The sequence below is a fragment of the Arthrobacter sp. Y81 genome, assembly GCF_002929335.1.
Taxonomy (GTDB): domain Bacteria; phylum Actinomycetota; class Actinomycetes; order Actinomycetales; family Micrococcaceae; genus Arthrobacter.
In genome coordinates this window covers 175479-189551 of record NZ_PJIL01000004.1, presented here as the reverse complement: position 1 = coordinate 189551, position 14073 = coordinate 175479, and the positions used below count along the sequence as shown (strand labels likewise).

General features: G+C 68.7%; 10 protein-coding genes. 6 read left to right on the top strand and 4 right to left on the bottom strand.

The window, feature by feature from the left end; all coding sequences use genetic code 11:
- The first annotated feature begins 129 nt into the window (after positions 1-129).
- The 6 genes from CXQ91_RS07855 to CXQ91_RS07830 all read left to right on the top strand — a co-directional run bounded on the left by CXQ91_RS07855 (position 130) and on the right by CXQ91_RS07830 (position 6592).
- Positions 130-1578 (top strand): Gfo/Idh/MocA family protein, encoded by a 1449-nt coding sequence (locus tag CXQ91_RS07855; RefSeq protein ID WP_104173357.1) that lies wholly within the window; start codon positions 130-132, stop codon positions 1576-1578.
- 29 nt (positions 1579-1607) lie between these two features.
- Entirely contained in the window at positions 1608-2585 is a 978-nt protein-coding gene (locus CXQ91_RS07850) for an NAD(P)-dependent oxidoreductase (RefSeq protein ID WP_104173356.1), read from the top strand.
- Positions 2582-3487: a 5-dehydro-4-deoxyglucarate dehydratase gene (locus tag CXQ91_RS07845; RefSeq protein WP_104173355.1), complete on the top strand. Its 906-nt coding sequence runs from the start codon at positions 2582-2584 to the stop codon at positions 3485-3487. The genes CXQ91_RS07850 and CXQ91_RS07845 overlap by 4 nt, the downstream gene beginning before the upstream one ends.
- Positions 3487-4617 (top strand): mandelate racemase/muconate lactonizing enzyme family protein, encoded by a 1131-nt coding sequence (locus CXQ91_RS07840; protein WP_104173354.1) that lies wholly within the window; start codon positions 3487-3489, stop codon positions 4615-4617. The genes CXQ91_RS07845 and CXQ91_RS07840 overlap by 1 nt, the downstream gene beginning before the upstream one ends.
- Positions 4614-6065, top strand: a complete 1452-nt coding sequence (locus CXQ91_RS07835) for an aldehyde dehydrogenase (NADP(+)) (protein ID WP_104173353.1) — start codon at positions 4614-4616, stop codon at positions 6063-6065. The genes CXQ91_RS07840 and CXQ91_RS07835 overlap by 4 nt, the downstream gene beginning before the upstream one ends.
- A gap of 245 nt (positions 6066-6310) precedes the next feature.
- Complete coding sequence (locus CXQ91_RS07830) at positions 6311-6592, top strand: hypothetical protein (protein ID WP_258073876.1); 282 nt, start codon at positions 6311-6313, stop codon at positions 6590-6592.
- 115 nt (positions 6593-6707) lie between these two features.
- Here the strand turns inward: CXQ91_RS07830 and CXQ91_RS07825 are convergent, their stop codons facing one another.
- The 4 genes from CXQ91_RS07825 to CXQ91_RS07810 all read right to left on the bottom strand — a co-directional run bounded on the left by CXQ91_RS07825 (position 6708) and on the right by CXQ91_RS07810 (position 13959).
- Positions 6708-9095, bottom strand: coding sequence for a bifunctional SulP family inorganic anion transporter/carbonic anhydrase (locus tag CXQ91_RS07825; RefSeq protein ID WP_104173351.1), 2388 nt, complete (start codon positions 9093-9095; stop codon positions 6708-6710).
- A gap of 372 nt (positions 9096-9467) precedes the next feature.
- Positions 9468-10601, bottom strand: a complete 1134-nt coding sequence (locus CXQ91_RS07820) for a Xaa-Pro peptidase family protein (protein ID WP_104173350.1) — start codon at positions 10599-10601, stop codon at positions 9468-9470.
- Positions 10598-12736: a DUF6807 family protein gene (locus CXQ91_RS07815; RefSeq protein ID WP_104173349.1), complete on the bottom strand. Its 2139-nt coding sequence runs from the start codon at positions 12734-12736 to the stop codon at positions 10598-10600. The genes CXQ91_RS07820 and CXQ91_RS07815 overlap by 4 nt, the downstream gene beginning before the upstream one ends.
- A complete protein-coding gene (locus CXQ91_RS07810; RefSeq protein WP_258073875.1) occupies positions 12733-13959 on the bottom strand; it encodes an acetylesterase in 1227 nt (408 codons plus the stop codon). Before CXQ91_RS07810 ends, CXQ91_RS07815 begins: the two co-directional genes overlap by 4 nt.
- Positions 13960-14073: the final 114 nt, after the last annotated feature.

The following is a 14073-nucleotide window of genomic DNA, read 5'->3' as shown; positions in this document are numbered from 1 at the left end:
GACGTGACCGCCAGAGTCTTGATACAAAGCTTATAACGCTCTGAGAAAACGCTTTCTCATTATTCTCACCGCACCGCTACCGGCCGTCAAGCGGCCAGGGTTCCTGCCTTCCGAAAGGGTTACACCGCAATGGGCAACACAGCCAACACCGTCAATCCAGGCAGCGCCGTCGCAGCCGACGACGCTACTGCCGACGCAGCCGCTCGCTCCGCCAGCCCTGTCCGCAAGGCGCGGATCGTCCTGATCGGCACGGGTGGCCGTTCCGAAATGTACATCCGGGCAATCTTCGGCAAGCACTCGGACACCGCCGAACTCGTGGCCTTCTCCGACGTCAACCCCGGCCGGGTGGAGTTCTACCAGAGGCTCATCCAGGAACTGGGGGCACCCGGTCCCGTTGCGGCGTTTGACCCCGCCGGTCTCACCGCCTTCATCCGCGACAACGATATTGACCGCGTCGTGGTGACCACGCCCGACTACACGCACGCCGACTACATCGTGGAGGCGCTCGAGGCGGGGGCCGACGTCGTCGTTGAAAAGCCGCTGACCATCGACGCCGAAGGCTGCCGCCGCATCACCAAGGCCGTGGAAGAGACCGGCCGGAACGTGGTGGTCACCTTCAATTACCGGTACTCCCCGCGCAACAGCGCCCTGAAGGAAATCATCCAGAGCGGCGTGATCGGGAAGGTCACCTCGATCGACTTCAGCTGGGTCCTGGACACCGTCCACGGCGCGGACTACTTCCGCCGCTGGCACCGCGAAAAGAAGAACTCCGGCGGTTTGATGATCCACAAGGCATCCCATCACTTCGACCTGGTCAACTGGTGGATCAACGACGTCCCCGAGCGCGTCTTCGCCTCCGGTGGCCTGAAGTTCTATGGCGACAAAAACGCCGCCGAACGCGGCCTGGGTCCCCGCCCCGAGCGCGGCACGCCCAGCGCCGATGCCCCCGCCGGCGCGGAGAAGGATCCCTTCACCCTTGACCTCCGCGACGACGAACGCCTCAAGGCACTCTTCCTGGACAACGAACACTTCGACGGCTACCGCCGCGACCAGGACGTCTTCACGGCCGGTATCACCATCGAGGACAACCTGGCGCTGGTGGTGGAGTACCAGGGCGGGCCGCGCCTTAGCTACTCACTCAACGCCCACAGCCCGTGGGAAGGCTACCGCGTAGCTGTCAACGGCACCGAAGGCCGGGCGGAGCTTGAAGTCGTGGAGCGCGCCGCCGTCCTGAACAGCACCGACAAGAAGACCGTGGTTGACCCTTCTGCGACGCCGGTCGAAGAAGAGGACGCGGTCCGCCGCAACGGCGAACGCCTGGTGGTCCAGCGGCACTGGGAGCCGGCCTACGAGGTGCCCATCGTCAACGGCGAAGGCGGCCACGGCGGCGGCGACGAACTCCTCCTGTCCGATCTGTTCAACGGCCCCGGCGACGATCCCCTGGGCCGGCCCTCCGGCTACCTGGACGGGCTTCGCTCCGTGTCCGTCGGCATCGCGGGCAACGCCTCCCTGGAATCCGGGCTGCCGGTCCGCACCGCGGACCTGGGACTCGGCGTCGATCTTCGCCGCGGCGCCTAGCCTGCGGCCTGAATCCTAAAGGAACCAATATGAGCAGGATTTTTGTCACCGGCGGCTCCGGCCGGCTGGGACGCAGCGTTGTTGCCGGCCTCGCCGGCGCAGGCCACCAGGTCATCTCCGTGGACCGTGACGCCGTTCCCGCCGCCCAGCTGCCCGACGGCGTCGAGCAGCGCACTGCCGACCTCCTGGCGCCGGGAGAGGCGGTACGCCTCCTTCGGGATACAGCGCCCGACGCCGTCGTCCACCTTGCGGCGATCGCCGTACCGTTCAGCGCCCCGGAAGACGTCATCCTCAGCACCAACACGAGGCTGGCGTACGCCGTCATCAGCGCGGCGACGGAACTGCGCATCGGCAAGATCATCACGGCAAGCAGCCCAACGGTGCTGGGCTACGGTTCGCCTGCGGGCTGGCTGCCGGATAGCTTCCCGGTGGACGAGGAAACCACACCCCGGCCCTGGAACGCCTATGCACTGTCCAAGCTCATCGCCGAACAGACCGTGCAGATGTTCGCCGCCGCCCAGGGGGACGCCATCCGGTACGCGGCCTTCCGTCCCTGCTACGTGATCTCTCCGGAGGAATGGGCGGGCGCGCCCACCCAGCAGGGCCACACCGTCCGCGAACGGCTGGCCGATCCGGCCCTGTCCGCACCGGCACTCTTCAACTACGTGGATGCGCGCGACGTGGCGGACTTCCTGGACCTGCTGCTGGCCAAGATGGACACCATTCCCAACGGCCAGACCTTCTTCGTGGGAGCCGCCGACGCACTGGCCACAGCACCCCTTGCCGAACTGATGCCGCAATTCCTGCCCGGCAGTGCGGAGCTTGCCGCCGGACTCACAGGCACCAGCCCGGCATTTTCGATCACCAAGGCCCGCGAACTGCTCGGCTGGGAACCCACGCGGAGCTGGCGTACCGAGCTGTCCGGGCCGAACGATGTACTGCCCCTCAACGATGAGAACCCCGCCGCGCTGGTCGCGGCCGGCACAGGATCCCAGGAGACCCCATGAAATTCGACGGCGTACTGTTCTTCCCCGTCACACCCTTCACACCGCAAGGGGACGTGGATGTGCAAGTCCTCAAAGAGCACATCACGTCCCGCCTGCCGCACGGTCCGGGCGGAGTGTTCCCGGCCTGCGGCACCGGCGAATTCCATGCCCTGAGCATTGACGAGGTGCGCACAGTGGTGACTGCCGCCGTCGAGGCGGTAGCGGGCCAGGTGCCGGTGGTTGCCGGTGCCGGCGGGCCGCTGGGCCATGCGCTTGCCGCTGCCCGGGTGGCCGAGGAAGCCGGAGCCGACGCCCTGCTGGTCCTCCCGCCGTACCTCGTCACCGGCCCCACCGACGGCCTGGTGGCGTACATCGAGGCCGTGGCCGCGGCCAGCAGCCTGCCCGTGATCGTCTACCACCGCGGGAACGCCAAATACACGGCCGCCTCCATGACCCGCCTGGCCGCCAACCCCAAGGTGATCGGCTTCAAGGACGGCCTGGGCGACGTGGGCCTCGCTCAGGAAATCGTCAGCGCCATCAACGCCACCGGCCGCGAGGACTTCCTGCTCTTCAACGGCCTGCTCACCGCGGAACTGACCCAGGGCGCCTACCGCGGCCTGGGCATCCCGCTCTACTCCTCGGCGGCCTTCGCCATGGCGCCCGAAATCGCCAAGGCCTACTACGACGCCTACACCAGCGGTGACGAGGACCGCCGGCACGCCCTGCTGGACGGCTTCTACGCCCCGCTGGTCCGGCTCCGCGACCAGACCCCGGGGTTCGGCGTCTCCCTGATCAAGGCCGGACTCCGGCTGGGCGGCCTGCCGGTGGGCCCGGTCCGCGCACCGCTGGTCGACCCCACCGAAGAGCAGCTGGTCCAGCTCAAGGCCATCCTGGCCAAGGGCTACGAGCTGGCCGGCCGCTAATGAGTGCGCCCGTCGCCGAAGCGGTCCGGACGGCGCCGCTCATCACGGGTCTGTCCGCCCGCCTCCTGACGGTTCCGCTGCTGCGCAGCTGGGGCGCGGAGGCACCGGAAAACCACGTGATCGCCACCGAGATCCACACGGACGACGGCGGCACGGGGTACGGGTTCTCCTGGACCCCCACCATCGGCCCGCAGGCGGTCAAGGCCCTCCTGGACTTCGACATCGCGCCCTTCATCCCCGGGCTCGCAGCGAACCCCGAAACGGTGTGGGACCAGCTGTGGAAGCGGCTGCACGAGGCCGGCGGCGGGGGACTGACCACCATTGCCATGGCCGGCGTGGACCTTGCGCTGTGGGACCTGCAGGCCCGCCGGGCAGGCACTTCGGTGACGGGGCTGCTGGGCCAGCGCCAGGATTCGGTGGAGGTGTACGGCTCCGGCGTGAACCTGCACTATTCCCTCGAGGAGCTGGTGGCGCAGGTGGAACGCTGGGTGGCGGCCGGGCACAACGCCGTCAAGATCAAGGTGGGCAAGCCGGACATCCGGGAAGACGCGGAACGTGTTGCCGCCGTCCGGCAGGTTTTGGGGCCGGACCGGAAGCTCATGATCGACGCCAACCAGCGCTGGGACCTGCCCACCACATTCCGTGCCTTGGACGTGCTGGCGGAGTTCGGCCTGGACTGGCTCGAGGAACCCCTCCGGGCGGACGACCTCTGGGCCTACCGCAGGCTGAGTCAGCACTCACCCGTGCCCATCGCACTGGGCGAAAACCTGCACAACATCTACCGCTTCCGCGATTTCATCGAGGCGGGAGCGGTGGACATCATCCAGCCCAACATCATCCGCGTCGGCGGCATCACACCCTTCCGCCGCATCGTGGAACTCGCCCGCACCCACAGCATCAGGGTCATGCCGCACCTGCTGCCGGAGCTCTCCGGCCAGCTCGCGCTGACCATGGCCGAACCCACCCTCGTCGAAGACGTCGAAGACGCCTCCTTCGAACAGCTGGGTGTGCTCGATGCGCCGTCGCCCGTGCGGGTCTGCAACAGCAGGCTCACCCTCGCCGGCCGGGCAGGACTGGGATTCGCCTTCAGCGGGCCATCCGCCGACAACCAGAACAGGAAGTCACTGTGACAACAGCAACCCTCGAACTCACCGCCCTGACGGCAGCCGCCACCCGGGCGGCAAAAGCCGCCGCGGCCGCGTCGGACGCCGACCGTGCAGGCTGGCTCCACGCCGTCGCCGACGCGCTGGACGCCAACGTGACAGAACTGGTGGCCATCGCCGATTCGGAAACCCGGCTGGGTACGGCACGGCTCACCGGTGAGGTGGCGCGCACCACCGGACAGCTGCGGCTCTTCGCCACGGTGATCACCGAAGGTTCCTACCTCGAAGCGGTGATCGACCACGCCGATCCATCGGCCATGCCGCCCAAGCCGGACCTGCGGCGGCTGCTGAAGCCGATCGGGCCCGTGGCTGTCTTCTCGGCTTCCAACTTCCCGTTCGCCTTCTCCGTAGCCGGCGGCGATACAGCGTCGGCGCTCGCGGTGGGCTGTTCCGTCATAGTGAAGGCTCACTCCGGCCACCTCAGGCTCTCCGAGCGGACGGCGGAAATCGTCACCGAGGCACTGGCCGCGGCCGGCGCCCCCGAAGGCCTGTTTGCCCTGATCAGCGGCCGTGAGGCCGGCACCGCCCTGGTCCAGGACCCGGCCATCAAGGCCGTGGGCTTCACCGGGTCCATTCCCGGCGGCCGCGCGCTGTTCGACCTTGCAGTCTCCCGGCCCGAACCCATCCCGTTCTACGGCGAGCTCGGCAGCCTCAACCCCGTGGTGATCACTGCAGAGGCGTTGCAGGCCCGTACCGGTGAGCTGGCCGCTGGCCTCGCAGGTTCCTTCACGCTCGGCGCCGGCCAGTTCTGCACCAAGCCGGGCCTGGTCTTCATTCCGGCAGGCACCGGCTTTGCAGCCGAACTTGCGGAGGCGGCCAAGGGCAAGGGCGCCGCGCCCATGCTGACGGAGCGCATTGCGGACGCCTACCCCGACGGCCTGCGGAGCGTGGCTTCGCTGCCCGACGTGACCATCGTCAGCGGCACGGCGGACCAGGACGCCACCCGCGACGGCGCCGCACCGGTGGTGTTTTCCACCTCCGCAGCCAACGTCCTGGAAACCCCGGAGAAACTGCTGGAGGAGTGCTTCGGCCCCACCACGCTGCTTATCGAATACGCGGACCAGGAGGAACTCTCAGCCGTCCTGGCCCTGGTGCCCGGCAGCCTGACCGCCACCGTCCATGCGCAGCCAGGCGAGGACGTTTCGGGGCTGGTGGAGCAGCTTGCCGGCCTCGCCGGACGCGTGCTGTTCGACGGCTGGCCCACCGGCGTGGCGGTGAACTGGGCCCAGCAGCACGGAGGCCCGTACCCGGCCACCACGTCGCTGTTCACCTCGGTGGGGGCGACGGCGGTCCGCCGCTTCCAGCGTCCGGTGGCCTACCAGGACGCCCCGGAGTCTGTGCTGCATCCTGCCCTGCGGGAAGCCAACCCGCTGGGCATCCCGCGCCGCGTTGACGGCGTTCTGGTGCTGCCCTGATCTGGCTGCGCGCAAGCGACACAGGAAAATCACCCTTCGGAAACGTTGCTGCAATCTTGCTGGAGGATGCTGATCTCAGTTGATGACCAGCCGTAGTTGAAGCGCTGGTCGCAGCACATTCAGCGCCAGGGGAGGGGCTCGTTGTGGATGCAGGCGGGAAATCAAACGTCCGGACATGTTCGGAGTTGTCGGCCGGGGAGGAAATTGAGGCCTGGCACAAGGGCCGGCTGTTCCACCGGGGACGCGTGACAGAGACGATTCCGTCCATGGACCTGTTCTGGATCGTGGACTCACGGACGGGGGCGCGCAAGCTGCTGGACGTGGAGGCCCTGGAGATCGTCAGGGTGGAAAAGATCATCCCGGCTGAGGCCGTGCGGGCTGAAAATGTCCGGGCTGACACTGTGCGGGCTGAAACCGCCCACGTTGAAGCCGCCCGGACTGAGCGGGCGGTCCGCGGTGAGCGGGCTGCCCCGGTTACCCGGGTGTCCCGACGGGAACCGCACGTCGTGTGGTTCTCCTCGGCCTGAGGCGTGCCGTGAGGCTGCGACAGGCCGAGGAGAAGGGGCCGCTGAGCGGCTCCGCCTTGCGGGTGACCGCCGGGCTGTTGCCCGCCGGGCTGTTGCCCGCCGGGCGGTTGACTGCCTAGTGCTTGAGTGTGGCGGGGTCGAGGTGGGTGATGCCCTCCGGCGTGATCTGCAGGACCCGCGCCGTGGAGATGTCATAGAAGAGACCCACGACGTGCACGCGTTCGGCCTGCAAGGCTTCCTGAAGGCCGGGGTGGCGCCCGAGCCTGTCCAGCTGGACTGCAACGTTCACCATCGCCAACTGGTCGACGGCGCCGTATCCCGCATCGGCTGCGGCCGCCTGGACCGGATGCCCGTCGCGGAAGGCGGCCAGGCTTGGCCGTGCGTGGTCGAGCCAGACGTCGATGGCGCCCCGCGGCCCGGGTGCCACGCCGGAACCGGACGCAGCACTACAATCGGACGCAGCCGCGGCGCCGGCACTGTCCGGATCGGCCCACAGCGCCGTCATGGCACCGCAGCCAGAGTGCCCGCAGACCACGATCGACTCCACGGACAGCTCGCTGAGGGCAAATTCCAGGGCCGCCTCAATGGACGCGTCGCGGCCTGTGTCGCCCACCACGTTGCCCACGTTCCGGACGGTGAAGAGGTCGCCGGGACCGCTGCTGGTGATCAGGTTCGGCACCACGCGGGAATCCGAGCAGGCAACGAACAGGGTGCCCGGGTCCTGGAACGAGGACAGCTCCTGCACGTGCGGACGCACCAGGTGGGCGTTCCGCCGGTGGTAGTTGTCCACCCCGGTGAGCACCGAGCGTAGCGGCGCGGGTACTTCCGGCCCCGCGGCCGTGTGCCCCGGCAGGAGGCGGCGCTGCCAGCTGCGCCACGGGGCGAATCCGCTCCGAAGGGCAGAACGGGAACTGCCGCGGCTCGGCGGACCGGCCTGGGCATCGTGCAGCGTGGCGGTGCCGCTTTCCTCGATGACCACCGTGCCACCGTTGCCCACATGCCTGTTGCGCCAGGAATCAATGGTGTCGTGGACAGGATGGTCGAGGAAATCCACCTCCAGTTCAACCGTGACGTGCGCACCGGCCGGGACCGAGGCCAGCACGGCGCTCAAGCGCGGGAGCGAGAGGAAGCTGCACGATCCGTCGATGACAACGCGCCAGCGGTTCCCGCCGTCGGTCCCGACGTGCTCCGCATGGATGCTGGCCCGCGCCACACGCCAGACAACCAGGGCTATGGCAAGGACCAGGCCGGTCAGGACGCCGGCGAGCAGGTTGACGAACACCACGCAGAACAACGTCACACCGTAGACGGTCAGGTCTCCGGTCCGGCGGGCAGTCTTGATGTCGGCCGTCCTGACCAGACGGGAGCCGATCACGATCAGCAGGCCTGCGAGGACAGCCTGGGGAATGAGCTGGATCAGGCCGGCCAGCAGCAGCGAGAAGACCAGCACCCAGACGCCGTGCAGCACGGCCGACTTGCGCGTCCGGGCACCCGCCTCAAGGTTGGTGGCGCTGCGGACAATCACTCCGGTGACGGGCAGGCCGCCCAGCATCCCGGAAGTCACATTTGCTGCGCCCTGGCCCAGGAGCTCGCGGTTGAAGTCCGTCCGCTGGCCGTGGTGCATCTTGTCCACTGCCACAGCCGAGAGCAGGGATTCAACACTGGCAATCAGTGCGATGGTCACCACGCCAATGACAACCGCCGTCCAGTTCCCGTCAGGGAGCTCCGGAAACGACAGGGCGCCAAGCAAGGAACCGTCGAAGCTGATCCGGTCCACGTTGAACGGCAGGGAGAGAGCCGTGGCGGCGATGACTGCAACGAGGGGCGCGGGAACCTTGCGGACAGCGGCGGGAAGATGCTTCCACCCGAGCAGCAGGGCAATGACCACAGCGCCAAGGACTGCCGCTGCGATGTCGGCGGCGAAAATGCTGGCCGGGAAGGCCGTGATGTTTTCCCAGGCGGAGCTGGCGGAGTCCGAGCCGAGCATCACGTGCAGCTGCTGCAGCACGATGGTGATGCCGATGCCGGCGAGCATGGCATGAACCACAACGGGTGCGATGGCCAGCGCAACGCGGCCTACCCTGGCCAGGCCAAGCAGCGCCTGGAGCACGCCGGCCGCGGCGGTGATGGCGCAGGTGGCCGGCCAGCCGAACTGTTCGATCAGGCCGGCAACGATGACCGTCAGGCCGGCGGCCGGCCCGCTGACCTGCAGCGGTGAACCGCCAAGGCTGCCGGCAATGATCCCGCCCACGGCAGCCGCAATCAGGCCGGCCATGACCGGCGCGCCGGAGGCGGCCGCAATACCTAGCGAAAGCGGGACCGCCACCAGGAACACCACCAGTGATGCCGGCAGGTCCCAACGGAGTCCCGCTGTCAGGAATGTCCGGAGGCTCTTGGGGCCAGGCGGTGCAGGCGTGCCTTGCCGGACATTTGCAGGCTCCTGTTCGGCAGGCTTCTGGTCAGTCGGGGCAGGCGGGTCCGTCTTGGCGGGTGCTGATGGCATTGCTGTCCTTCGCTGGTTCGTCGCGGTCCCGTGCCACGCTATTGACGCCCCGGTTCAGCCCGCAAGGGAACTGATGGTGAGAAAAAACACGCGAAAAAACCGCTCCAGGCAACGTAACGGAGGCTCAACAAACCGGTTGCAGGGGAACGCGATGCCATCAATTTCCCCATGGCCGGGAGCCGGGCGGGGCCCCACCGAATCCGACTTGGGTTTCAAGTCAAATCCAATCGATGGGGCATCGAATCGGCATCCAAGGCGGAAAACTTTCTGTGGATTCCTCCCGAAAGCACCTACCGGTCTATACCAGTGACTCCGTATTGCGGCAGGAGTTTGGGCCTGTGCAATGCTGTGCGGGTGCTGGGAAGCGAGCGCTCACAGCTGAAGCGTCAGCGGCCGCGCGATGCCATTCACGACGGCGGCTGGCCAGCGATGATCCACCGTGAGGGCGGTGATCCCCGACTCCGTCAGCTGCACCGTGTCCTCGATCTTCACCTTCGGACCCGAGGGGTTCCAGGTGAACGTCTGGTTGCGGACCACGGTGTCGTCGGTGGCGGGCGTGGCCCGGGGATCGCGGCCTGCATACCCGGCCGGGCCGCCCTGGTGGTGGAGGGTCCACTGGCCTGCGCCGAAGCCGTGCCGGGAGTACGCTTCCTGGATTTCCGCGAAGATGCCGTCCAGCCGGGCACCGGGAACCGTGGCGTCAAAGATGTCCGCCTCCACGGCGGCAATCCGGGCTTCGGCGTCGCGTTCCGCCGGCGTCCCGGCGTCGAACCGCACCCAGCGGGTCACGTTGGCCACCAGCCCGTTGCGCCGCGCGCACATCACGGCCATGGCCCGCCGTCCGAGCGGGGCGTGGGTAGGCAGCGGATGCCGGAAGTCGCTGCGGCTGGCGCCGTTGCAAAGAAGGACCAGCGGTTCGGCTCCCATCGCCACGATCCGTGCGGCCAGGGCCGAGGCCACATCGAACTCCGTGCTCTCCGGCGTGGCCTCGGACAGGACGTCGGTCATCGCAGCAGCCGCCTCGGCGCAGAGTCTGGCGTACCGGGCGCTTTCGCCCGGCAGGAACTCCTGGCGGGCAGCCCTGAGCTCGGCGGCGACATCGGCTTCCGCCAGCGGTTTCCCGCCGGGGGCGAGCATTGCTGCGGCGGCATGCAGCTGTCCGTGCCAGGGCACGGTGTGGAGGGCGACGCCATCGGGCAGCTCCTCCGCGGCGATCCGGGCCGCCTCGTTGTTGAACGTGACCAGCTGGTCGCCGTCGCGGTCAACCAGCATGGCCGCGATGGGGTCGCCGGCGAGGCTGATGTGGACCCGGCTGCCGTCCAGGTACCAGGTCAGTGCCGTGTTGGTGGTGAGCAGGAGCGAATCCGCGCCCGCGGCATCCAGGATGTCCAGGACGCGCCGCCGTTTCACGGCGCGGTCGGCCGGGTTCCCCGGGGCGGCTCCTTCTGCTGCTGCGGCGTTGGTGCCGCCCGGATCCTGCTGTGTCTGCTGGGTAGCGGTGTTCATTTGGATTCCCCCAATGTAGTGATGAGCTGTTCGATATCGCCGGTGGACAGGAGGCCATCGGCCACGAGGACCGTGACGGTTCGATGAAGCGGGCTGGCGTGGCTGGCTGTTGCTGCCTGCTCCCACGCCAGGGACAGTCCGACGCCGGGATACCCGGCCGCGCGGACGAACCAGGGATCGCGGGGCTGCCCTGCGCCAGTCCCGGACAGGAAGACCAAAGTGGCCGGGCCGCCGTCGGACTCTCCGCTCCTGAAGGTTCCGGACCAGGCCAGCCAGGGCGCCGCCGGGGAGGGGGCCGTGCCGTGCACGGCGTCCTCCCCGTCCGCGGACGCGGTCCACACCGCGGCCCCGCCGACGGCGGGCAGGCGCCAGAAGAAGCCGCCGTAGCCGCCCTGCGGCCGGCCGTTCGAGCCCGGGCTGCCGAGTTTGACCGGGTCCGGGCCGGATGGGGTGAGTTCGAAGTCGAGGGTGAGCCGCCATGTGCAGGCATCGATGGCGGCCCAGCTCCAGGTCCGCCGTTCATTGAGGAGGGCAGACCCGTCCGGTGCCAGCCAGCCCAGGAATTCGGTCCGCCAACTGCCCTCGTGTTCCACCGCAAGCGTGACGATCCGTCCGTGATCCTTCCGCCAGACGTAGGCGCCGGAATCGCGGGTGTACGTGCGTCCGCCCCAGAAATTGACGCCGCCCACGTCCTGGATTGCCACCCCCGCGCCAAGGTGCCACACATGGTCCTCGGGCAGGTGGTCCGTCACCACGGTGCCGGCCAGGGTGCTGACCGGATGGAGGTACGGTCGGGGCGATGACGTGGGTGCTATCCGGCTGCCGTCTGCAGGCCTCGCCACCACTTTCCCGTTCACCGTGAACGGAGCTTGGGCGCCGGCAGCCGCTGCCCCGGCCGCGGGCAGGTCATCGGGCAGTTCACGGGGCAGGTCACGGGCCCAGGGCACGCCGAGTTCGGCGAACGTGGCCTGCGCCGCCGCCGCCCTGCGCACCAGCTGGCGGATGCCGGCGACCACGGGATGGGCGTCGTCGCCCTCGCCTTCCCAGGTCACGTGCCCGGCGCCAATCGCGCGCGGCGGCTCCGCCGTCCGGATGGCTTCCAGCACCTTCATGAAGGCCCCGTTGCCGGCCAGCGGACTCAGCAGTCCGTGTTCCGGGCCAGGGGGCCGGCGGGCAACGAGCAGGTTTTCGAGCAGGTCGGCGCGGCCGAACACCTCGGTGCGCTCGCCGTCGGGCGTGGTGACTGCCAGCCGGTCCTCGGTGTAGAAGAATTCGGCCCGCCCGAGGGTGCCGTGGACCGTGACTGACGGCGCCGTCTGTTCGTCGGCGCACAGCGTCAGGGCGCACAGCAGGACGGTGCCGCCGGCAGTCCGCACGCGGATCACCGACGTGTCGTCGCTTTCGGTCGCGTTGGCCCGGTAAAGGTCCGTTTCAACGGATACGACGTCGGCGGCCAGTGCCGCACCGGCGATCCGCAGCCCGGTGGCAACGGCATGCGCCAGTGCATTGGTGGCGACACCGTCCACGACGTCGGTCCCGTCCAGGCTGCGTTTGCCCGCCCAGCGCGAGCGTTTGAAGTATCCCTTGGTGCGCACCCACGTGCCGACGGCGCTGACACCGCGGACCTCGCCGATCTCACCGGACGCCACGAACCGGTCCAGGGCCGGCAGGGCATGGGACCCGAGGCTTTGGAAGCCCACCTGGACCAGCCGGCCCGCATGTTGGGCGGCGGCGAGCACGGTGTCGAACTGGGCCAGGGACGCCATGGGCGGTTTCTCAACGTAGACGTCAGCCCCGGCGGCGAGTGCGGCGAGGGCCAGCGGCGCGTGGGTCTGGATGGGAGTGGCCAGGATGACGACCTCCGGCGCCGGTCCGGCGGCCAGGAGTTCCTCCAGGGACGGGAACGTCGCCACGCCGTCAGGCAGGGTGTCCTTCACCGGCGGCCGGGGGTCCGCCACTGAGACGAGCTCCACGAGGTTGAGCGCGGCAAGCCGGGCCAGGTTGTCCAGGTGGCGGGCCCCATAGCCGTGGGCGCCCACGAGGGCGACCCGCGGCGGGAGGGCGGCATCCGGGGCCCCGGTGGATGGCCCCGGCCGCTGGCTGGTCGCGGCGGAGCTGAAAATGTCGGCTGTCATGAGTGTCCGTTCTGGCGGGCGAAGACCCGGTGAGCTGGGGAAAGGGATGCGAGGAGGAAACCGGCGGCTTCCTCCTGCATGTCCGTGGTGAAAGCGTGTCCGCCCGGCCAGAAGCTGCCGGTGTAGCGGCCGGACGCATGCTGCGCGCCCAGCAGGGCATCGGCGTCGCGCATTCCGTTTTCTGGGAACAGCTCGTCGGCGAGTGCGTACTGCACCAGGAAGCGGTCCGCCGTCGAGCGCGCCGCGAGCTCGGGATAGTCGCCCAGCCGCGATAGGCCGGGGGTCTGGAGGAGCCAGGAGTGGGCATCCAGGTACGACGGGACCAGCGAGCGGTACGTGGTCATCATGCACGTGACCACGAAACTGCGGACGAGCGGGCTGAGCGCGGCCAGCATCAGCGAGCGGCCGCCTCCTCCGGAGAAACCGATGCTGCCCAGCCGGCCGGCGTCCACGCCCGGAAGCCCCGCAAGGACGCGGAGGGCCGCGAGGTCGTCGTGCGCCACCATTCCGGCGAAGCTCGTGCCCAGGAGGCCGGCTGCTTTTGCAACAGTGTCCTCGTGCGCCGCCGCGGCGGCGTCGTAGAGGTCCGCTTCAGAAGGTACGACGCCGGCCTCCCGCCAGAGTGCCTTGCGGCCCTCGACGACGGCGGCTGTCCGCCACGGGGGCGTGCCCAGGTCGAAGCGGCGGCTGCCCCAGGAGAAGGCGTCGTGGGCCAGGACCGCGAAGCCCTGGGATGCCAGCCAGGTGGCAAAGGGGCGGCCGCCGTAGAGCTTCTGCTGGAGGGTCGATGTTTGCAGGCCGCGATTGGCGGAGTATCGGTTCACGAGCTGTGCATCCACGAGGCGTTCGGCGCCGCCGGACTTGATGCCGGCATGGCAGTGGAGGGCCAGGACTCCCGGCAACGGACCGGACGCGCCAGCCGGGCGCAGGAACCAGGCACGCGTGCGGGGACCGAACCCCAACTGCCAGCTGACCCGTGAAGTAGTGACGCCGTCGTGCGTCTCCTCCGACTCGAAGGCAACTGACTCCGGCGCAGCTGACTCCGGCGCAGCGCCGGCGCCGGAGTTCGCCGGAGCGGACGGGACACCGAGGGCGTCTGCCAGCGCCTGCCCCGCGGGAGTCTCCGCGATGTGGCGCGGATGCGACCACAGGTAGGAAGGCCAGTTTTCGAAACCGCCAATTGCGCTGGGCCGAGGCGCAGCATCCATGGTGCCCGGATTCATCGGCGCGTCCTGCCGGGTGCAAACATCATCGTCCTGCCTCTCGCAGCTGCTCTGATCCGGAATTGGCCGAATTTCAGAAAACGCTTTCTCAAAAATTAGCAAAAGGCTGTACAG